This window comes from Streptomyces sp. NPDC045701, assembly GCF_056432045.1.
The window spans coordinates 34,809-56,592 of the sequence record NZ_JBWKJV010000025.1 but is presented as its reverse complement, the minus strand read 5'-3'; the positions used below and the strand labels follow the sequence as shown (position 1 = coordinate 56,592).

The 21,784-nt window shown below is 66.7% G+C and carries 15 protein-coding genes; 7 read left to right on the top strand and 8 right to left on the bottom strand.

Annotation, left to right across the window (positions count from 1 at the left end):
• Positions 1-178: 178 nt before the first annotated feature.
• The 3 genes from AC07DW_RS23615 to AC07DW_RS23605 form a co-directional block, all read right to left on the bottom strand.
• Entirely contained in the window at positions 179-4,549 is a 4,371-nt protein-coding gene (locus tag AC07DW_RS23615) for an NACHT domain-containing protein (protein ID WP_478859658.1), read from the bottom strand.
• A gap of 217 nt (positions 4,550-4,766) precedes the next feature.
• Complete coding sequence (locus AC07DW_RS23610) at positions 4,767-5,306, bottom strand: GNAT family N-acetyltransferase (protein ID WP_478859657.1); 540 nt, start codon at positions 5,304-5,306, stop codon at positions 4,767-4,769.
• Positions 5,303-6,589 carry an XRE family transcriptional regulator gene (locus AC07DW_RS23605; RefSeq protein ID WP_478859656.1) on the bottom strand — a complete coding sequence of 429 codons (1,287 nt, stop codon included), beginning with the start codon at positions 6,587-6,589 and terminating at the stop codon, positions 5,303-5,305. Before AC07DW_RS23605 ends, AC07DW_RS23610 begins: the two co-directional genes overlap by 4 nt.
• 240 nt (positions 6,590-6,829) lie before the next feature.
• Here AC07DW_RS23605 and AC07DW_RS23600 point away from each other — a divergent pair, with 240 nt between their 5' ends.
• The 7 genes from AC07DW_RS23600 to AC07DW_RS23570 all read left to right on the top strand — a co-directional run bounded on the left by AC07DW_RS23600 (position 6,830) and on the right by AC07DW_RS23570 (position 15,689).
• Positions 6,830-7,276, top strand: a complete 447-nt coding sequence (locus AC07DW_RS23600) for an ATP-binding protein (protein WP_478859655.1) — start codon at positions 6,830-6,832, stop codon at positions 7,274-7,276.
• A 214-nt stretch (positions 7,277-7,490) separates the two neighbouring features.
• Positions 7,491-7,691 carry a hypothetical protein gene (locus AC07DW_RS23595; RefSeq protein WP_478859654.1) on the top strand — a complete coding sequence of 67 codons (201 nt, stop codon included), beginning with the start codon at positions 7,491-7,493 and terminating at the stop codon, positions 7,689-7,691.
• A 94-nt stretch (positions 7,692-7,785) separates the two neighbouring features.
• Complete coding sequence (locus AC07DW_RS23590) at positions 7,786-7,965, top strand: FxLD family lanthipeptide (protein WP_384502365.1); 180 nt, start codon at positions 7,786-7,788, stop codon at positions 7,963-7,965.
• A gap of 218 nt (positions 7,966-8,183) precedes the next feature.
• On the top strand, positions 8,184-11,138 hold the full coding sequence (locus AC07DW_RS23585) for a lantibiotic dehydratase (RefSeq protein WP_478859690.1): 2,955 nt from the start codon (positions 8,184-8,186) through the stop codon (positions 11,136-11,138).
• Complete coding sequence (locus AC07DW_RS23580; RefSeq protein ID WP_478859653.1) at positions 11,135-12,397, top strand: lanthionine synthetase C family protein; 1,263 nt, start codon at positions 11,135-11,137, stop codon at positions 12,395-12,397. The genes AC07DW_RS23585 and AC07DW_RS23580 overlap by 4 nt, the downstream gene beginning before the upstream one ends.
• Positions 12,398-12,420: 23 nt before the next feature.
• On the top strand, positions 12,421-14,502 hold the full coding sequence (gene fxlM, locus AC07DW_RS23575; RefSeq protein ID WP_478859652.1) for a methyltransferase, FxLD system: 2,082 nt from the start codon (positions 12,421-12,423) through the stop codon (positions 14,500-14,502).
• A gap of 86 nt (positions 14,503-14,588) precedes the next feature.
• Positions 14,589-15,689, top strand: coding sequence for a hypothetical protein (locus AC07DW_RS23570; RefSeq protein WP_478859651.1), 1,101 nt, complete (start codon positions 14,589-14,591; stop codon positions 15,687-15,689).
• A 183-nt stretch (positions 15,690-15,872) separates the two neighbouring features.
• On the opposite strand, the gene AC07DW_RS23565 is transcribed toward AC07DW_RS23570, so the two are convergent.
• From AC07DW_RS23565 to AC07DW_RS23545, 5 genes are all read right to left on the bottom strand, one after another.
• A complete protein-coding gene (locus AC07DW_RS23565; protein ID WP_478859650.1) occupies positions 15,873-16,676 on the bottom strand; it encodes a DUF4145 domain-containing protein in 804 nt (267 codons plus the stop codon).
• A gap of 4 nt (positions 16,677-16,680) precedes the next feature.
• Positions 16,681-18,333, bottom strand: a complete 1,653-nt coding sequence (locus tag AC07DW_RS23560; RefSeq protein ID WP_478859649.1) for a mobilization protein — start codon at positions 18,331-18,333, stop codon at positions 16,681-16,683.
• Complete coding sequence (locus tag AC07DW_RS23555) at positions 18,330-19,001, bottom strand: MobC family plasmid mobilization relaxosome protein (RefSeq protein WP_478859648.1); 672 nt, start codon at positions 18,999-19,001, stop codon at positions 18,330-18,332. The genes AC07DW_RS23560 and AC07DW_RS23555 overlap by 4 nt, the downstream gene beginning before the upstream one ends.
• A 186-nt stretch (positions 19,002-19,187) precedes the next feature.
• Positions 19,188-20,042 carry a DUF2637 domain-containing protein gene (locus AC07DW_RS23550; protein WP_478859689.1) on the bottom strand — a complete coding sequence of 285 codons (855 nt, stop codon included), beginning with the start codon at positions 20,040-20,042 and terminating at the stop codon, positions 19,188-19,190.
• A gap of 411 nt (positions 20,043-20,453) precedes the next feature.
• Positions 20,454-21,743 carry a DUF3631 domain-containing protein gene (locus AC07DW_RS23545; RefSeq protein ID WP_478859688.1) on the bottom strand — a complete coding sequence of 430 codons (1,290 nt, stop codon included), beginning with the start codon at positions 21,741-21,743 and terminating at the stop codon, positions 20,454-20,456.
• Positions 21,744-21,784 lie beyond the last annotated feature (41 nt).

The window sequence follows — 21,784 nt, the reverse complement described above, 5'->3', positions numbered from 1 at the left end:
GGCCCGATTCCGCTGGGCTCAGCGCACTGTCGGCTATCCGTCCAGCACGCCGCTCTCGCTCACGCCCACCGCGCCTTTGTCGAGGGAAGATACGGGGCGTGCACCTACAGTAACTGCACCGGACCCGGCCCGGCGCTCTGCTGATCGCGACGGTGTGGGAATCACGCCCGTTCAATTACTATCGCTCAGACTTTTCTACCAAGTCCGCCACACCAAAGGCCCCGATTAGCAGAAGTTGATCCAGTAGATCAAGAACCTGCCCGCGGCTTGTAGTCGATGTAGCTTGCGCGTAGGCCCGAACTAGTAGCTCACCAACATGCCGTGCGTCTGCTGCTGCGCGGTTCCGAATGTCTCCGGAGCCCTCTCCGTGGATCTCAACGAATCGACGACCGCACTCCAATGCCAAGTCGTCGACGCGGTCAGGGGCGTGCTCAAGAGTAATTAGCAGTTGCGGTAGAGCCGTCTCGAAAGAGGCGGACTTTATTAGTGCTTTGAGAGAGACCTTCAGGGGACGTAGGCGTTGACCGCGGACTACCGATGCAAATTCAGCAATAGCATCGCGTACTTTGTCTTCCGGGTCATTGATAAATTGCTCGAAGGCTCGCTGAGCAACGGCGGTATCGGTCGCATTAGACAGCCCGTGAGCACAAGCCCCGGCAGCTCCAGTACGGCTGGCTACGTCTTCGCCTGAGAGCACCGAGTCCAACAGCTCTACCGAGCTCCAATGCATCGCAGCCAGAGCAGCCAATTGCCCGCCACACTGTCGCGTCTCGTAGCTCTCCGATTGAAGCATGCGTTCAATCACAGGCTTCACTACGTCAAGGTCCTCAAAACCAATGTGCGCCATGAGCCGCACTACAGCATGTGTAGCCAGAAGTTCATCGTCTGCATTAATGAGTCGAGCGAAGGCTTGCAACGCCTGAGGACGAGCATGACGCATAGAGGCATGAATCACATGCGCGACGCAAGAGCGTACGGTGACAGCAGGATCCTCGGCCATTGCATCGAGTACTGGGAGAACCAACGCTGTTCGAGAGCCATCCGCGTCGTAGATAAGGAGGTCACCCAGAATCTCTGCCGCACTTCCTCGCGAAGAATTAATCCCCGACGTATACAGGTCTCGTCCCTGAGTGTGCTCTTGATTGGCGGTTTGGACAGTCAAGCTGCCATCAGCTGGGTCACTAGCACCGGTCGCGCGGTCAACAATAAGCTGAACGATATCTTGAGGAACTGTCTTGAGATACTTTCGGATGGCAGATCCCAGCCACCGATTGTTTGCCTCGTGTCCGAGGGAAGCGATGTGTCGGACAGCTTCAAACACCGATGCAGGGTCAGCAAGGGCTTCGGCGTTGCCTAGTCCCATGAGGATTGCATCACCGTAAGCAGCATGGACACTTTCATCAAATCGAAGAGCTAGCCGAGAAAATCTCTCAGGATCGCTCTTCGTTTGCTCCTGTAGGACATGTGATTGCTCGTAAGCGCCACCGGTGTGAGTCCGCCAGTCGGTTCTCTCTGAATTATGTTTTGCTATGGCACCCAGCCACTGTTCATCGTTCATGCGTCCAGCGGCAGCCTGATTAATGGGAGCGCCGATCGCGCCTCCCGTTACGCCCTGAGGCTCTGCCGGCTGATCGGAATCAAACTTCCTGCGTAGTTCGCCGAGTCGACGGCGCCCTAGCTCAGATAGCCGATCTTCCTGCATCGCTGAAAGCAGACAGAACGGGTACCAGCCCGTAGGCTTGGACTCCCATGGAAAACGAACTTCGAGAATCGCAGCTTCAATACTGGCGAATGCCTCATCAGACATGAACTGACTCGTGCTCTGGATCAGTTCCCGCGTTTTCCACACAGCATTTGCCGCATAGTAGCCACTAATGAACCGGTGAGTCCCCTGAAGTAGAAGCTCGGCTGCCCAATCTGCGTAGTGATTACCTGCCGCCCGCAATGCTTCATAGAGGAGCCACTGCGCTGTGTCGTGAGGATCGGATGCGAGGCATTCGAGGATGGGACGAGCCGATGCGGCGTCCCTTTCAACGATCCCGCGAAGCGCTGTAGCAGCCCCCGCTAGAAGTGCATCTTCAAGTTCACGAATATTGGTTCGTGGGTGGCGGTGGGAGAAATGTCGATCCCTATGAGGGCGGCTGTCATCGTGCTCGTAGGCTGTCTTAGCCATTACTCCCAACATGTACGGGATGAGATGTTCACAGAAAAGCTTTGGTGCTCCCGCTGCCGCGAGTTGGGTTAGTTTGATTACCGGGTAATCTCGGTCAAGTAGGGCCTCGATCTTCCCTTTTTCATCTACGGCCATGGCACTAGGGCGGTCCACGAGGTGTGCGGCCAACAGTTCAACCGCCCAATCGGGCCGCTGCTTACCAAGATCATGAGCAGAAAGCCAGACTTCATCCTCCATTCCCACATATTGCCCGCTCCTCACGGCGTCGAGGAGCAAATCAAATAGAGGGCGACTCTGATGGATATCAGAGAACCGAGTTACCCATCGTAGCCACTGCGGGTATTCGGTTACAGCCTTGTACGTCTGAAGGATCTCAGCAAGACGATCAGGGCTTGATTTCGCAGCCCCTGCCATCACTTCGATGGCTCGTCCCTGCTCAGTTTCGTCTGCCCCATCAAGCCACTCTTCGATGACACCCTCCGCATCGAGACGCTCAAACCACGGTGCTGTCTGGAGGATTCGCCACAGTCGAGCCTCGAAGGCTGGGTGTGTCTCTTGGACGTTGGTCACCATCTCCCATTCACGGGATGTTGGGTCAGACAGAGACCCGAGAAGTTTAAGGACCACATCTTTGATGTGGTACCTGATATCAGGACTCGTAAGTATGGCCTCCGTCTCGACAGCGAAGCGGTCTGGCTCGAGTTCTCGAAGATGGTTCATGACTTGACGAACTTGCGCCCGCCGGAAGAGTTCTTGCTCTCCTCCCAGCAGGAACGATACGAGTGACTCATCGCGCTCGATCCAGCCACGAGCGAAGGCGTAGTCGAAGAAGCTCTCATGGAAGAACGCGATCTGCTGACCATCGCGAACCAGAACATGCTCCGAGACAAGGACTCCCGCATCATCAGCCAGATCATCGGCATCAAGGGCAGTAATCGGGACAGAGAGCCGCTGCCTCGCACTGATGGCCTCAGCAAGAGTCGAGATGACCTTGTTGAAGCGAACTGAATCACGCCTCTGGCGACAGTCGGTCAGCTTGCGCTGCCAGAAGGCGTCGAAGAGATTTTTCGTGGTTTGAAATGCCATGGCGTCTTCGTCGCCGGCGATGCTCTTCAACAGTACAAGGTTCAGCGGAGAGCGCAGCAGCCTCTTTTGATGGTCAGCTAGCGCGTTCGCATCCAATCCCATTGCACGAACCGACTCTGTGACTTGCGCGTCGGAAAGATCCCCGACCTCGACATGCGCGCAATTCTTGGCCTCTACAAGTTCGCGGATCCGGTAGTCGTTCTCGACATCAAATTTCCGACAAGCGAGAACGACCGTCATTGCAGGAAATGCTGACGCTTCGCGCACCAAACTCGCAACGGCATCGAAGTTCCTCGGCATTCTCCCTGATGTCAGACTAACGGCGTCCAGCTGGTCCACGATGAGAACACTGGAGCGCTCTCCAGCAACTGCAGCAAGTGCCGTGACAGGAGAAACGCCTACGCCAATCCTTTCCCCTAGCTCAGTCGTAGAGGAGAAGGGCTCAAGACGATCAAGCCGGAAAGCTAGAAGTGGCACCGAATCCGCGTCAAGGGATTCGTAGACGTGATGAAGCGTGGCACTCTTTCCGCCGCCGCCATGCCCCATCAATAGAAGAAGTTTATTCGACCCATTGATCAGCCCTACTAGCTGGTCGGCCTCGGAGCGATTAATGGTCGGTTGAAGGAGCTCTCGCTCAATATTCGAAGCCCATCCCTTAGAAACCGAGCTAACCTGTTCAGCAATCCCACTCGCGTTAAGCAGTCGGGCCCGACTCAGTCCATAGGTGCCCAGCCGAGAATCAATTGCCGGGGCATCAAGCGTGACACCAAGGGAATTCTGAACCAAGTCGCCTAGGCCAACTGCCGCTAGACTTCCGGCCGCACCTTCCAAAAGGAGTTGTGCCAATGCTCCGTTCATGCTGACAATGTCTTGCTCATCTGGCCATGAGATTGAAAAGCCTCGCAAGATTTCCCATGCTGTCTCCGAAGATTCAAATATTTCGGAAGATGAAAGATCGTCGAATGGGTCCCTGAGCCCTTTCGTTAGCCAATGCTTGATGAAATCGTCATGGTTTCCTGAGCGCCTTGCGCGATCTGAAAGCTCTTGGAGGGAGTTGGCGGGCAATAGGGAAACGAAGCGGAACTGACGTCCATCCTCGACGTGCGAGCGAACGTTCGCCCAAATCCCTTTATCTTGGAGAGATTTGACCGTCCAGGTGTTTGCACTGCCATTCTGCCGCTTCAACTGATGGACCTCTACGGTGTCGCCGTAGCGATAGGTGAACTCGGCTCCCAGGCCCAGTTCATCGATGTCCTCGACCGTTACAGAATGACCCGTACCAAGAAGCACGTAGAGAATATGTCGAATCGTCCAGGCGCCTTCGTAGCGGTTACCGAATTTGTCAGCCTCACCCCCTGGCCTAGGACTCATGAGCCTTTCCCCCTTCACTGCGTGACAGCGTCACGAACGGTGCCCTTTGAGCTGAGTGCTTCAACGATAGCGCCGGGTGCTGACAGGGGACGCGGATCCCCAACACCACGTCGTGGGGCACGACCTCGGGAGCCGTTCAGCGAATGGTACGGATCATCACAGTGAGCATCGGCGAGGCCGGTGACGGCTGACTCTGGCCGATGTCCTTGTACCCCCATGACTTGTAGAGCGTGTGGACCTTTCCGTCTCCAGCAGCCGGGTTGACCATGAGCGTGACGTACGGCTCGTCGCGCGTGGCGAGAAGGGCGTCGTGGATGCGCCGGGCGGTGCCGGTCTTCCTCCAGGCTGGCCGGACGCCGATCTCCTTGAGAGCCACAGCCGGGCGCTCGGTGTACTTGCCCGCCGGCGCGGGACTGGTGCGCTGCCAGTAGCGGTCGCCGTGTTCGATGGTGTTGCCGTAGGCGTAGCCGACCGGGTGCCTGTCCGCGTAGGCGAGGACGGCCGTGAACCCTGGTTCGCCGCCGTGTCGGTCCAGGCGTTCGCCGAACGCGGTGACCGCGTAGTTCGGCAGGTGGAGGAGCGGGGCGCGGACTTCGGCGTACACGTCGAGGAGGTCGCCGCGGGCTGTGTCGAGGGTGGTGAACGTGCGCAGTTCGATGGCGGGCGCCGTGGTCATGCGGCCATCCTCCAGGAGGCGGTGTGCTCGGTCCAGGTCTGCACGGTGAGGCTGCCGGGCGCGGTGGCGCGCAGTGCGGCCCCGAACTCTTGCAGCATGCGCGATACGCGGGCGTGCTGGGTAGCGGCCTCGCCGGGGACCTTCATCGCGGTGGCCGTTGCGGCGTCGGCGGCACCCTGCGCGAGCTGGGCGTGCGCGAGCCGGGTCGTGGTGATGGCCCGGGAGCGGACCATGTGGGGCCGCAGCGCGGACAGGCAGCGGTGGGCGTGGTACTCGGCGGTCGCGTAGTCGCCGAGCGCCAAGTAGGCGGACAGCGCCAGGGAGTCCAACTCTGCCTGGTCGTAGAACGCGAGCATCCACACCGGCCGGTACTCGTCCGGGTCGGCACGCAGCATGGCGTCCTGTGCCTGATCGAACGCACGGCGGGTGCCGGTGCGGTCCTGCGCCGTACCGTGAATCGCCGCCTGCCGGGCCAGACCCAGGGATGCGAAGAGCGGGTCACGGCGCGTGATGTGCAGGTTGCGGGCCACGTCGTTGGCGGCGAGCGCGTCGGCGGGCCGGCCCATGTGGCGGTACATGGCCCCCGCGTGACTCCAGATGCGGAACTTGATCGCCTGATCGCCGGACATCTCGGCGAGGGCCTGGGCCTCACGCATGTGCGCCTTGGCGACGTCGTAGCGACGGCCGTCGATCGCGGCCCACATCGCCGAGGAGCGGAACGCCGCCGCGGAGGCATAGAGGCTGCTGCGTACGCGTTGGGTGGCGCTGCCGGCGTTCTGGAGGTTCAGCGCCTCGTCGGCGAGCGCGGCAGCCTGCTGCTCGATGCCGAGTTGTCCGCCGTGGCGGTGGTCGCTGGCGATGATCTCGGCGAAGCGCGTGTTCAGGCGGTTGACGTCGCTCATGCCGATGCGTCGCGGGGATGCGGTGCCGGGCGCGGCTGCTGCCACGGCGGCAGCCGCTGCAATGCCGCCGACGAGGGTACGACGCTTCATGTCGGGGTCCTCCTGCTGCGGTGGGGCTGGGCTGGACGGAGTTCGGCCCCGTGGCACGAACCCTAGAGCGACGGCGGGCAGGCCACTGACGTCCTCGAGTGCCTTACGGGTAGCCGATTTGGGCCACGTGACCCGCCCGGCCTTCCAGGCCCGGACCGACGAGCCGTCGAGGCCGCCAGGCCGCCCGGTCAGCCGCTCTAAGGCACTGTTCACAGCGTCAGCAAGGCTGTTTGAGCTGTAGCCGTGTTCGGCCATCCACGCCTCAAGAACCCGGTTGCGCGGGGTGTCCATGCGCGCACGGTAGCTCTCACGCCCCCTCACCCACCAGGTAAAGGGAAGGTCAAATCACCCTAGGTCTTTCTTTCGGGTGGATGGCTGATCGTCCTAATCACCTTGCTGCAAGAGGGAGTTGTCTGGTTGCTGGTCGCTCGCCACTCCCTCCGGTGCGGGCGGCTGTTGACGGCCCGGCGCGCCCCTGGCGCCTTCTCAGGGGTGAGCCGGGCGCCGAGACAACGTGAAGGCTCAACCCCAATGACGAGTCTCATTACGCCACTTCATGCCGCTCCCACCGGTCATTACGCCTACCGCCAGACTTTCCCGTGCGAGCCGGCCACGGCCGAGATCGGCCGCCAGCTCGTCCGTGACGCTCTCGGCGTATGGCGCCTCGACAGCCTTGCCGGCGTCGCCGCGCTGATCATGTCGGAGCTGATTGCGAACGCAGTCAGGCACACCTCGTGCCACTTGATCCGGCTGATCATTGGGCGGCCGAGCGCGATACGGGTGCGTGTCGGGGTGGTGGACCGGGCACCCTTGCGCCTGCCGGTTCTCGGTCAGGCTGGTGACGACGATGAGTCAGGCCGTGGCCTGCTCCTGATTGACGGCATCGCCGACCGCTGGGGCTATGACCTGCACGGCCCGGACAAGCGCCCATGGGGCAAAGAGGTCTGGGCCGAACTCCTCATAGGGGGCGGCGAGTGAGCACCCCTGCCACGGTGACCTCACCCATCCCGGACGTGGCCCGCCTCCGGCCCCGACAGCAGATGGCCATGGAGTGCGCCCGCTGCGCCCGTTACCTGGGGGCGAACGGCGAGGTGTTGGGCGATGTGCGTCATCGGGGCCTGCTGTTCCGGCTCTGGGTCTGCGGGCCCGCTTGCCGGTCGCCCACCCCCAGGCAGCAGAGAGGAGCCGAGGCATGAGCTCGCGTGTGGACGAGCGCTGGGTCACCGGTGACTGTTGGCTCGGGTGCGAGCGCACCGGAGTGCCGGTGACGTGGCTGGGCCCGCTGCAGTGGGACGGGCAGCACGCCCCGGTCTACACCTGTAAGCCGTGCCTCGACCAGCTCAAGGCTCGGGCACTCGCCTACTTCATGCAGCGGCGGCCAGTTGCCGTCTAACCAGACTCCCGCTCCCGGTCGTGCGGTGCCGTGCCGTACGGCCTGCGGCGGGCACCACCGCACAACAACATCCCATCCACTTAGAGGAGTTGGCATGACACGCAGCACCGTAGTACCGAGCAGCACTCAGGTCAGGCAGCAGACCCCGGGGACGTCGGACGGCTTCGACCTGGACGTCTCCCTCGTCGAGGTGGCCGACCCGTCGGGTCTGGTCAACCTGACCGACGACAACTGCGGAACCACCTGCGGCGCCTGCACCACCAACGTCGCCTGACCTGAGGCTTCGCATCTCTACGGGCTGGTGCCGTCGCGCCCTGCGGCGTGGCGGCACCAGCCGCCCGTCCCTCACCTACGGAGGTAGTGGTGGCTGTTCCGCGCCCAGCGTTCCGAACCGGCACGACCGCGCTCGTACGAGCCGTTGCCCGGCCGACACTGCCATGTCCTCCGCTCCCTGACCTCGACGATCGCTCTCCCAACGGGTCGGCCACCTGTATCGCGTGGCTGCGCGAGGTATGGGCGAACAGCAGCGTCGCCGAGGCCCTGGAGCACGCGAGCCCGGTCCTGGCCGCGCAGGTACGGACCGTGTGCACGACCCATGAGCCGTCATCGCGTGACGTGCGTCGTACGGCGCTGTCCGTGGCCCGCTACCTGCTGCGTTCCCAGCACCGTGCCACGCCGTTCGGGCTCTTCGCCGGTGTGACCACTGCGGAGTTCGGTCCGCAGGCGGGGGCATGCTGGGGTGTGGAGCACGTGGCTGTCAGCCATGCGGGCGCAGAGTGGTTGGCCGCTGTCGTCGAGCAGATGGAGTCCTTCCCCGACCTCCTCGAACGGCTGCCCGTGGTCGTCAACAACACCGTGACGAGTCGCGGAGACCGGCTCATCGTGCCGTTTCAATCCGACGCCCAAGACGATCGGACTCGCGCGGTGGAGGCGTCCCTGGCCTTGACCGAGCCCGTGCGCGCGGTCCTCGTCGCGACGCGGGCACCGATCCGGTTCGGTGCACTTGCGGACAAGCTCCGGGCGGAGTTCCCCATGGCTGGGCCGGAGAAGGTACGCCGGCTGCTGGTGGAGCTGATCCATCGGTGCGTGCTGATCACGAATCTGCACGCACCGAGTACCGAGACCGACGCCCTCGGGCATCTGCTCAACCAGCTCGACGTGATCGAGGCCGATACCCTCCCCACGGTCGCGGAGACGGTGCGCGAGCTGAGGGCGATCAAGACCGGCCTGCAGGAGTGCACTTCGCGCGGCGAGCGGGACAGCGTCGCAGCGCGGATGAGGGTCCTCGTGCCGGGCCTGCGCCGCCACCCTGTTGCGCTCGACCTGCGCTTGGACGCGCAGCTCGTACTGCCGGATGCGGTCGCCCGCGAGATCGAGCGCGCCGCGCTGATCCTGACCCGAGTCAGTGCCCGCCCGTACGGCACCGCGGCGTGGGGCGCGTACCACCAGCGGTTCTACGAGCGGTACGGCATCGGCACGATGGTGCCGCTCCAGGAAGTCGTCGCGGACAGCGGCGTCGGCTACCCCGACGGCTACCCGGGCACCGCGCCTGGCGCGCGCCGGCCGCGCCTCTCCGCTCGGGATGACGCCCTTGTACGGCTGGCGCAGACCGCCGCGCTCGACGGCCGCGACGAGGTGGTCCTCACCGACGAGTTGATCGACGCCCTGGACGTGGGGCCCGACGTACCTCGGGTGCCGCCGCACCTGGAGGTGGGGGTGCGGGTTCACGCCGCAAGCGTGCGCGAGCTGCAGGGCGGGCGGTTCCGGCTGGAGGTCGTGAGCGTGTCTCGCGGCGTCGGCGTCTCCACAGGCCGATTCCTCAGCGTCCTGGCCTCCGCCGACCGGGAGGTCCTGGCCGCCGAGCTGGCTGACCCTTCAACTGCTGACAACAACACCGTGCCCGCGCAGCTCTCCTTTCCGCCGCTCCTGCCCAAGAGCACGCACGTCACGCGTACCCCGCGAATCCTGCCCACCGTGATCAGCCTCCAGGAACACCGAGCCCCCGCCGAGGATGTCCTCACACCTGCGGACCTGGCGGTGGGGTGCGACGGCCGCCGCATGTACCTGGCCGCCCCCGAGCGCGGCCAGCGCATCGAGGCCGTCGGGATGCACGCGCTGAACCTCCACACGCACACTCCGCCGCTGGTGCGATTCCTGACCGAGCTGTCCCGCGCGCAATGCGCGCAGGTCACCGTGTTCGACTGGGGTGCCGCAGCGGCGATGCCGTTCCTGCCACGCCTGCGGTACGGGCGCACAGTGCTCGCCCCGGCCCGCTGGCGGCTAGAGGCGTCCGAGCTGCCTGGCCGCGTATGCCCTCGGGCGGAATGGGACGCCGCCCTCACCGAATGGCGGGACCGTCGGCGGCTACCTCAGCGGGTCTACCTCGTGGAGGACGACCGGCTCCTCTTCCTCGACCTCGACCAGGCCGGCCACCGCATGCTGCTGCGCCACCACCTCGACCGAGAGGGCCGGGCCGTGCTCGTCGAGGCCGCGGAACCGGAGGCGTACGGCTGGTGCGACGGTCGCGCCCACGAGGTAGTGGTGCCGCTCAAGGCGACCCGCCCGCCGGCGTGGCCCGCATTGCCCGCCCCCACCCCGGCCCGCGCCCTCTCCACAACCCAGATGCAGACGCCGGCCACTTCGTCCGTGCTCCTGGCCACCCTGTACGGAGACGCTCGCCGCCAGGACACCGTGCTCACCCGCCACCTGCCCGATCTTCTCGAACGGCTCGGCGACCCGCCCTGGTGGTTCATCCGCTTCCGCGACCCCGAGCAGCACCTGCGCCTGCGCATCGCGCTCCCCGCCCCAGAGGCATTCGCCGAGACGGCCCGCACAGTCAGCGCGTGGGCCGACGAACTGCGCGGCGCCGGTCTGCTGGCGGACCTGCGTTACCCCACCTCCTACCGGGAGATGGGTCGCTGGGGCTCCGGCGCCGCATGGGACGCGGCCGAGGACGTGTTCCGGGCGGACTCGCGCGCCATCCTGGCCCAAATCTCCCAGCCACGGCGCCCGCACGAGCGCACGCTGGTGGCCGCCCACACCGTCGCTATCGCCTCCGCGTTCCTCGGCAGCACCCAAGCCGGAATGCGCTGGCTGATCGACCACATCCCGCCCACGGCTCCCGTGCCCGTACCGCGCCCGCAGTTCACCGACGCCGTACGTCTGGCCGACCCGGGCAACGACTGGGCGGCACTGCGCGGCGCCCCGGGAGGAGCGGCCATCGTGTCGGCGTGGGCCGATCGCGACGCGGCGCTGGCCGCCTACCGGCGGCACCTGCCAGGCCCCCAGACGCAGGGCATCGCCCTCGATGACGTCCTGGCCTCGCTGCTGCACGTCCACTTCGTACGGCACATCGCGGTGAACTTCCCCGAAGAAGAGGTCTGCCTCTACCTCGCCCGCGCTGCCGCCCTGGCCTGGACTGCCCGCACCACCGGGAGGACACCGTGACCGCACAGGCCGCGCAAGACCTGGCCGACGCCGTCGCCGAACAGCTTGCCGACCCCAGCACGCTCCGCGGGCCGGCGGCGCGTCGGCAGCACCTTGCCCACGGCCTCCCCGGCATCGCTCTCCTGCACATCGAGCGGGCTGCGGCCGGCCTCGGACCGTGGCAGCGCGCCCACGACTGGCTCGCCGCCGCCTCCCGAGAACCGCTCACCATCGGCCCCGACAGCCACCCCTTCTACGGGGCGCCCGCCTTCGCGCACGCCCTGGCCTGCGCCGCCGACCACCTCCCGGGCGCCTACCAGCGCGCTCTCGACACTCTCGACCGGCAGATGACGGCCGATGTGCACCGCCGCCTCGACGCCGCTCACCACCGCATGGACGCCGGACGCCTCCCAACGCTCGCCGAGTTCGACACCATCCGAGGTCTGACCGGCTACGGCGCCTACCTCCTGCGCCGCAACCCCGGCGCCCCCGCCCTGCTCGCCGTCCTCGACTACTGCGTACGCCTCACCCAACCGATCACCCATGACGGAGAGACCCTGCCGGGCTGGTGGACGGACACAGGGCCCTCGGGCCGCCCGGACGACCGTTTCCCAGGCGGACACGGCAACAGCGGCATGGCGCACGGCATCGGCGGCGTACTCGCGCTGCTGGCCCTCGCCGCCCGGCACGGCACCTTCGTCGACGGCCACGACGAAGCACTGGGCCGGATCCTGGCATGGCTGGACCACTGGCAAGAGGACACTGGCCGAGGGCCGGCCTGGCCTTACTGGGTCACCCGGGGCGAGCTGCGCACCGGACGCCTCGCCCCGTCCGCGCCACGGCGGCCGTCATGGTGCTACGGCACCGCCGGTCTCGCCCGAGCGCACCAACTCGCCGCGCTCGCTCTCGGCGACACCCGCCGCCAGGCGGACGCCGAGACCGCGCTCGTGGCCGCCCTCACCGACCCCTCCCAACTCAAGGCCACGACGGACAACGCCCTATGCCACGGCTTCGCCGGCCTCGCCCACGTCACCGCCCGTGCAGCCGACGACGCCCATCCCTCGACCGTCGGACAGCTCCGCGCCACGATCCCGGCACTCCTGGCCGCAGTCCACCCGCCAGGCACCGACCCCGCACACGCCGCCACGACGCTCATGCAGGACGAGGGGCGCGGCCCCGGCCTCCTCGACGGCGCAGCCGGCATCGCCCTGGCCCTCCTCGCGCCCAGCACCGCAGCACCGCCCCGATCCGCCTGGGACGCCTGCCTGCTCATCGCCTGATCCCATCGAACGAAGGACACCGCATGCCCCCGGACCGCTGGCAGCAACACAACATCACCTTCGCTGACCGCGAGAGCGCCCAGCGCGCCATCGCCGAACGCGTCGCTCCTGTTCTCCTCGCGGCCGAAGAGGGCGGGCAGCTCACCGGCTGGTGGTTCATGAACAAGCAGCCCTGGCCGCTGCGGTACCGCGCTCACGAGCCTTCACCCGCCGTCGAAGCGCTGCTGAGTGGCCTCGTCCAGGACGGTACGGCCGTGTCCTGGCTGCCCTGCATCTACGAGCCCGAGACCGATACCTTCGGTGGGACCGCGGCCATGGATGTCGCTCACGAGCTGTTCCACCAGGACAGCCGCCACCTGCTCACCTACCAGCCTGGCCCGGACAACCTTGGGCGCCGGGAAACCGCCGTGCTGCTGACGAGTGCGATGATGCGGGCGGCCAGCTTGGACTGGTTCGAGCAGGGCGATGTGTGGGCGAAGGTCGCCGCGCTCCGACCGGCGACTGGCCATCTGTCCTCCGAGCGGGCCGCCGAACTGGCGCCCGCGATGCGGAAGCTGATGACCGTCGACACCCACGACCTGTGTCGTCCGAGCGGCCCGCTGGCCGGGCATGACGGGTGGGTGGCTGCCTTCGAGCGGGCGGGTGCCGCGCTGGCTTCCCTCGCCAATCGTGGTGCCCTCACGCGCGGTCTGCGCGCCGTCATTGCCCACCACGTGATCTTCCACTCCAACCGCGCCGGTCTCCCACGGGGTGACCAGAGCGCTGTGTCCAACATCGCACGAGAGGTAGTAATGGGAACGAGTGACAACACCGCGCTGACCGGCAAATCAGCAGCTGACGCCGATAGCGTCAGCGCGGTGAACACCGACACGATCGCCACACCCACGGCGGACGCCGAGCGTCTCCGCAACGCCCTGGTCGACCAGCTTCGGGCGGACGGGCACGCCCGCACGCCCGCCGTCGAGACCGCGTTGCGCACGGTTCCCCGCCACGTGTTCGTGCCCGATGCGTCGCTCGAAAACGCCTACGCCAACGCCCCGGTGCACATCAAGTACGACACTGACGGCACATCGATCTCCTGCGCCTCCCAGCCGGGCGTCGTCGCCCTCATGCTGGACCAGCTCGACGCCCAGCCCGGTGAGCGCATCCTCGAACTCGGCGCCGGCACTGGCTACAACGCCGCTCTGCTCGCCCACCTGGTCGGGGAGAGCGGACACGTGACCACCCTCGACGTCGACGACGACCTCGTCGAGGGCGCACGCGCGCACCTCGACGCTGCCGGGATCATCAACGCCAAAGCGGTGACCCGCGACGGGGCCCTCGGCTATGCCGAAGGAGCGCCGTACGACCGGATCATCGCCACTGTCGGCGCGCACGGCGTACCGCACGCCTGGTTGGAGCAGTTGGCGCCTGGCGGACGCCTCCTTATCCCTCAGCGCCTCAAGGGCACCGTGTCCCGCTCCATCGCCTACGAACACCGCGACGGCCGATGGGTGTCCCTCAGCAGCGAGATGAACACCTTCATGCCGCTCCGTCGCGGCATCGCCGACGACGACCGCCGCGTCGTCCCGCTCAGCACGGACGGCACCGTACGACTCCAGGCCCCCGCTGGTCAGAATGTCGACGCCGAGGCCCTGGCCGGTGTCCTGGACCAGCCGCGCACCGAGGAGTGGACCGGCATGACGGTCCGCGCCATGGAGTCGCCCGAGTGGATGGAACTGTTCGTCACCTGCTCCCTTCCCTCCGGCCTGATCCGGATGCTGTTCCCCCAGAGCGCCAAGGGCACTCTGCTGTCCGAGGACCCCTACCCGTCCTCGACCGCGGCCGTCGATAAGGGCGCCGTCACCTACCTGGCCCGGCGCCTGTCAGAGAAGAAGACCCCCAAGGGCGGCAAGCTCTGGGAGTTCGGCGTCATCGGCCACGGCCCCGGCAGCGACGAGCTGGCCGCGAAGGTCGCCGACGCCATCCGCACCTGGGACCGGGACTACCGCGACCGTGAGGCGACGTTCGAGATCCAGCCCCTCGACGCCCCCGCCATCGAGCAGCGCCCCGGCCTCTTCGCCCTCGACACACCGCTGAACCGCATCGTCGTCGACTGGCAGTGACGCCCCACGCGTAGCGGACGGTGCCCGCCGGTCACGGCTGGCGGGCACCGTCGTCTCAGCAGTTCTCACTCTCGCCCGGGGGACTCATGGACCCGCACGGACCCATAGCCCAGCGCTTCCCGCTCGTCGCTCGATTCCGACCCCCTTGCCTGCCCTTGCCCGTGCGCGTGCGCGGCCTCGTCGAACTTGCCGACACAGCGGTGAAGAAGAGCGACCAAGGGCTCGCATCGGCCGTCTACAACCAGGCCGCGCTCATCGCTTCCGATCTCGGCCTTCCCGACCTCGCCCGCGAGATGTGCCACCAGCACGCCGCCGCCTACCTCCACGCCTGCCCCCTGTCCGGCATGAGCGCAATCCGGGGACTGGAACCGGTCGTCAACCTCGCCCGCCTCCAGATCCGCGCCGGCCACGCAGACGAGGGACGACAGCGACTGCTTGACCTGTATACGGCGGTCGAGGCAGGCACCGCCGCCCAGTTCGAGGATGTCGCCGTACCGGCGGACCTCACCGCGACCGACAAGGACCAACACGAGGTCCGCGCGTGGCTGTGGCGTGTGCTCCTCGCCGACGGCACACGCACCCTCACCACCACAGGGCGTTGGGCCGAGGCCAAGGCACACATCGAAGCTCACTGCGGCGTAGGCAAACGGATGCTGGACGGGCGTCAAGTCGCCGTACTCGCTGCTCTCGCTGCGGGTGACACTGCGTGGGCCACTGTCCTCCTTGACGACACGACGCCCGGTGAGCCGTGGGAGCAAGCCGTCACGGCCTGCCTGACGGTCCTGTGCCGACGCGACGCCGGGCAGCCGGTTGACGGCCATCCGGCGGACCTGGTGACGGCCTACTCCGGGCGCGAGACCGAACCCGGGATGACCGTCTTCGACATCCGGCTCGGACTTACCATCCTGGATGCGATCGGTTCCGCCGAGGCCCCTGCCGCGCGCCGCATCGTCGAGGACCTCCACCGCAGGACGACGGATGCCCAAGACGGCTACGCGGCCCGGGAGACCCTGGCGCACCCCTTGTTCACGGCGCTTGCCACGGACCGGCAAGCGCAGGACTGCCGCGTGCTGATGCGCGCCTGCGCCCTCGACGCAGGGACCATGCCGGACGAGCTGCAAAGAGAATTGACGGCGGCACTGCGCGCCAGCGACAGCGTGATCTGGGAAAGCGTCGCACGCCCCTGAGCCGTTGCAGCCTCAGCCGAACCCGCCCAGGCTCTCGCTGTCCTTCGGCTTGAGCTCGTACAGCACCTTGACGTGCAGTTGCCGATCAATGGGCCGAACTCGCGCGTCTCGACGGGAAGTCGGGCGGGCTGCAGTCGTCCTCGTTGTCTCGTGAGTCGCAAGCTCCTGGTCTGCCTGCGTGACTCAGAACGGGACCTGAACAGAGAAGGACTCCGGTCGACCCTTCCGGGCGGTAACTTCAGATGCCCTTTTTCTCACTTCATCGCGACTCTCGTCGTAGATCAGACTTAGCGCGTGATCAAGGAACTCGACTCCGTTCAATACGTCAGGAATGCGAAGAACATCGTCGTGACTACCAACGTTGCCGATCCATTTGACTGCCAAGATGAGGTCGGCGGCTTCCGAGTGTTGCGGCCTTTCCGTCTTGAATATTGCGATCCGGCGGTCAAGGGTGAGTTTGATCACCCTTCCCCTGCGGTCGACGTCCTTTCGGATTATCCCCTGGTCATCCATCAGTGTTTCGACCGCCGCTCGGATCCTATTGGCGGCAGCATTGGGGTCAAGCCACAGAATTTTAGCCGCGGCGTCTACACGCTCTCCGACTTCAGATGGGCATAGATCGCGACTTTCAATCATGGGGAGCGCCGGGAGGAATATGGTCGGCGTGAATAGCGTCTCATACGGTACGTCGTCTTCGTGATTGCCCGTCCAGACGACGTTCATCTCTCCCATAACGCGAACTAGATCACAGGATGATCTTCTGCACGCAAGAAGGCAATGAAATCCTCCCCGGATCCAGTCGGGTTCCCAACCCTCGTGCTCGTGCCAGGATGCGCTCGTTGCCGCCTCTTCCTTAACGAAGGAATCGGGCACCGGGAGTAAACTTCCTCTCTTGCAAGTCGGGCACGGAATGTGAGGCCATTCATCGAGATCTTTGGAAAATCCCTTAGCGATCGCCCGCAAATCCTTAATCAAGAAGTTCGCCATGACGTCATAGTTTGCCAGCAGCGGAGGCGTTGCAGGATGGATTGTCACAACTAGTTCGGAGAAGGTCGTGATCAGCGCCGCCGTGCCTGTGACGGCTGCTGGGCTGGGGCCGCTGCTGCCGTGTGGTCTGGAGCGTCGGGGCGCTGTGGTGCGCCGCTGACTCGTGCTGTGCTGCGCGGGCTCGTGTGCTGGGTGCCGGCCTTGCGCTGAGGCGTTGGATGCGCCAAGTCAGGACTCGTGCGGGGCGGCGCGCGTCGTCCAGGGCGCGCTGGTCGGCGACCTGCTGGAGGAGCTGCTCCGGGTCGTGTCCGGCGGCTTCTGCCTCGGCGAGGGCGGCAGTGAGAGCCGCGAAAGCGGGGTCTTCGATGACCTGCTCCGCGTGCTCGGGCACGACCTGGCGTAGGTGGCGGATCTGCCGCTCCACGGCCTGCCGGGGCGGCTGGCGCTGCGCGAGAGCGGCCAGCGGTTCGGCAGATGCTTGGTTGTAGGCGGCCTGGAGGTGGAGCAGGGTCTCGTGGGCGGCGGTGACTTGCTGGTCGTGGTGGCGGAGCCGGTGCCAGCGGGCGGCTGCGATCACGACGAGGATCGCGGCGTCCAGGAACATCGCCAGGATGGCGCCGTCCTTGGGGGCAGGCTCGCGGACCATCGCCCGCACGGCACCGCGCAGAGCGCGGGCGTGGTGATGTTCGGCCTGGATGCGGGAGCGAGCGGCACGCTCGAACGCGTTTGCCGCCTCTCGGAGTTGCGGAAGCAGTGCCTGGGGTGCGAGGAGGGGGAGGGCGTCGAGTGCTTCGCCGAAGGCGGCGAGGTGGGCCTGGGAGGCTTCGTCGTCGTCCTGGTCGAGGTGGCGGGGGATGCGTTCGGCGGCGGCGGTGGCCTGGTGCCAGGGGTTGCGCCTGCGTCGGCCCGGCTGCTCAGCAGGCTGCGGGCCGCTGTTTACCAGCCGCTCTCGGATCTTGGGGAAGGACAGGTCGAGGGCGAGTTCGGAGCCGGAGAACCAGACAGGCTCCTTGCCAGCGGTGGTGGTGTCTTCGGCAGCGACCTTGTAACCACGCACATCACCGGAGGGAAAGTACACGACCTCGACGAGCACGCCATCGATGTGGCTGAGAAGGTGCACAAACTTCTCGACGCTGGAGGCGGCGGCCACGGCGGTACGCACGGTGGCACGCAGCCGTTCGCGGGCAGGCTTCTCCTGGCCGGCGCGGCGGGCCTTCTCCTGCTCGGCGCGGGTGGGCCGCTTCGCGGCGGTGCGATCTCCCCGTACGACTTGGAGCAGGCCGTACTCCTTCTCGATGGCGGCGAGTTCGCGGTCGGCGGTGAGGTAGTCGTTCCAGTGGCGGGGGGTGCGCAGGTCGCCGCGTACTTTCGTGGCGGCGATGTGGATGTGGTCGGGGGCGTGGCGGACGGCGACCCAGCGGCAGCCGTCCGGATCGCCTTCCGGCGCGATACCGGTCGCCGCGACGACGCGGCGGGCGATGTCGGCCACGAGGAGCCTCCTGGTCGCGTCGAAGTCGTCACTGCGGCCGGGATCGGGGGCGAAGCCGTCCCAGGAGGCGACCAGGTGCGGGTCGGTGTGGTCCTTGGCCTTCTTCGTGTCGAACAGGTACCGGATCAGGCCGGCGGTGTCCTTGCCGCTGCTGATCTTCGCGATCATCGGGCCACCTTCTTGGAGACAGCCTCGTTCGCAGATGTGGCGATGTGGCGGACGGTGGTGCCGACCGCTGTCAGGGTGCGTTCGGCGTGGGCCAGGAGAGTGGTGTCCAGAGGATGTGGATGGCCGCCGGAGTTGAGCTTCTTGGCGATCTGGTTGATGTTGTGGCCGATCTTGGCGACCTCGCCACGGAGGGCGGTCAGTTCGTCCATGTAGTCGTCGAGCGGCGTGCGCTGGCCCGGCAGGGCGAGGTCGCCGTGGACGTGGGCCATGACCACGGCGCCGACGTAGTGGGCGCCGGCGATGTTCAACGAGCGGGCCATGCGCAGGATGTCGGCCTTCTCGTCGACGCTGTAGCGGGCGTCGACACGTTCCTTGCGCTGGCCGTTCGGGTCGGGCTTGCGGCGTCGGGCGACGCGGTGGAGCGCGGCGGCTTCGGCGGCACGCGGCAGCGGCGGATGCGCGGCGGTGTCGGCGGGCTGTTCCCCTTCGGGCACCCCCTGGTGCCCGACTGCCTCCGCCACCCCCGGGGCGGAGGCTTCCGCGTTGGGGCCGTCCTTGGACGGTCCAGCGGCATACCTTGCTGGCGTTGTGGCTGGGGTGGTGGTGGTCATCTTGTGCTCCGTGGTGGGGAGTTCGTGGTGCCGGGTGTCCATGGAGTGGTCGTCCATGGGGTGTTGGAGGCCAGTCAATGACTGGTCGCCCTCGTCCCATGCCTGGTCAGGGCACGGACGGGCGGGACAGCGATGTCGGGTTGACTCGTTGCAGGCGGGTCACTCGTCCCCGCGCTGGTGCGCGGGGACGAGTGGTGCGAGTCGAGCCAGAGCGGTGGGAGCAGCTCGGTGACTCAGTAGGCGTCAGCGGGGGGCCTTGCCGAGTTCGTCCTGCCGCTGAGCGGCAGCCTCATCGAGCTCGGCCTGCAGGATGTCCTTGAGCTTTTCCGCGTCGGCCCTGCTGATGGACATGCCCTTGCCACGGATCGTCGCTTCGATATGGCGGCGCGAGGCACGGTCTCTGCGTCCCAGTGGCGCGGTGCGGGCCATCGCCAGGTACTCGGCGGACACAGCGCTGGGCTTCTGGTCTCCCAGCTCGGCGGAAGACTGCGGGGGTTCCGGCACAGTGGCGGCGCTCTGCGCCACATCGGCCGAATCCCGCGCCACGTCGGCCCGACTATTTGCCACGTCGAGACCGGCTGGCTCCGACGGACCCGAGTCATCCCCGGTAAGGGCGGCGGACCGGTCGCCGTTGTGGTTGCGGTTGGCTGGTGTGTGGCGTTCGGTGGCGTCGGTTGGGTCAGCGACGAGCTGATGGATCTGCCGCATCAGGACCCCGAAGGCCAGCAGCGCGGCGGTCGGAGGAACCGCGGCGACCACGTAGTCGAGCAGCGGCACGGTGTCGGCGTTGCCCGTGCCGCTGACCCCGGCCACGTTGAGCGCGATGGAGCCGACCGAACCAGCGGCGGTAACGGTGATCGCCAACCAGTCGGTCACCCCGCGCAGGCCCGCCCGGAGCATGAGCAGCTCGCCCGCGACGATGAACGCATCCAGGGTCGCCGGCCAGGCCCACTGGCGGATCGGGGAGCTACGGAGCCCGTGCTGTCCGGCGACCTCGGCGAGGTGCGCGTACGAGAGCCAGAACCCGCCGGCGGTGAGGGCCACGATGACAACGCCTGCTGCGATGAGCGCGTATCGCTCGGCATCCTCCTTGGTCATCATCGGTTGTCCTTCGTCGGGCTGATGGCCTCGGTGGGCGGTGGTGGAGAGGTGGGTCAAGCGGGGTGCTCCTGGGGTTGGGCGGGGTGATCCGTCCTGGCCGTCTTGCCCGTTGCAAGCGCAGGTCAGGGCCGGTACGGCAGGGCCTCGATCTGCCGTACCGGAGGCGTTGACGGGCCGTACCGGCCGGGACGGCGCTGTCGCGTCGTGCCGTCCCGGCCAGCAGGGTCTTGACCTGCGTTGATACGGCGGGGACGCGCGGGACGGCACAAGACGGATGCGGGCGGCGTCCTGGCGGAGGCAGCGCCGTCGTCATGATCGCGTTGCCGTCTTGCCCCCGGTTTCCGTCCCGGCCGCATGCCGTTTTGACCTGCGAGATCACGGCAGGGACGGCCACCTGGGGGCGCGGGCTCAGCCCGAGGCGGGGGCGGCGGGTTCGGCGTTCACTGAGTGAACGGTGGGGCAGTAGCGCCGCCAGGCGTCGAGGAACTTGTTGCGCATGTAGCCCTTGCGCTGGGTGCCGTCGGCGAGGCGGACGTTGCCGGGCTTGATGTCGTATCGGCGCAGCATCGTCGCCAGTTCCCGGGCGGTCAGCCCGTTGCGGCCCCATTCCGCCCAGGGGCTCTCGGCGTTCTGCCGCAGGTGGTGCAGCAGCTCGTCGGTGGAGAGGCTGTCGACCTCGCGCTGGGCGACGAAGACCCTGCGGATGTCGGCGAGGATCCGGGCCTCGCCCGGCTGGTCCTCCTCCGCCTCGACCTCCGCAGCTACCATCCCCGCACATGCTTCGCGGGCACGGCGGGGCCAGCGCCCGGCGGCGAGGTCGGCGACGATGATCAAGGGTTCCCAGGTGTCGGCGGCCCGGTCCTCCACCGGCATGTCGGGCTCCAGATCCGCCGCCTCGTCTAGCAGCGGCCTGGCCCAGGCGGCGATGCGGTCCCGCAGATCATGGAGTGCGGGGATGTCGCGGCGGGAGCGGAAGGGCTTGACGCTCTCCCCCTCGGCCCGGCGGCGCATCCGGATCACGACCGACCGGTCCATGATCGTGTCGGGCAGGTCGCCGATCCCTGCGAGGGCGGCCATGGCGAAGGTGGCGAACCGGTGTGGGGTGTGGTCGTTACCGACCACCCGGGTGACATAGCGGTTGCGCTGGTGGCCTGCGTTGAGCAGGCCGCGCATCTCCTCGTTCTTCTCCGCCTGCTTCGGCGTGCCGAAGATGGTGTCCGCCTCGTCCACCAGGAGCGTAGGCGGCTCGTCGGTGATCGACCGGAAGACCGCGGCCGGTGTGGTGTTGATGGTGAGCATCGGCTCGTGGACCGTCTCGGTCAGCACGTCCAGCAACCGCGACTTGCCGCACCGCTTCGCCGGCCCCACCACCGCCAGACGCGGCGCGTGCTGCCACGCGGGCTGCAGATGCGTCGCCGCCACCCACAACGTGACCGCATCCAGCGCCTCCGGCGAGGGCAGAATCACGAACTTGGATATCTGTGCGCGCAGTTCGTCCAGCAGCGCTGATCCTGCGGTCGGCTCCGGATCGGGCACCGACGTCTCAGCGGGCTGATCCGGCGAAGCGGCGTCTGGTGCGCGCTCATCTGCAGGCATCGGGTCTTCACCGGTGTGGTGGCCGGGCAGACCGGGGACGGCGGTCGGCGGCCACGAGGGCTTGTTGGAATCGGAATAGGGTTTGGGTCCCGTATGTTCCACAGGGCAGCTCCTCGTCTGGCGGTGGCGGGCTTGCGCGCCCT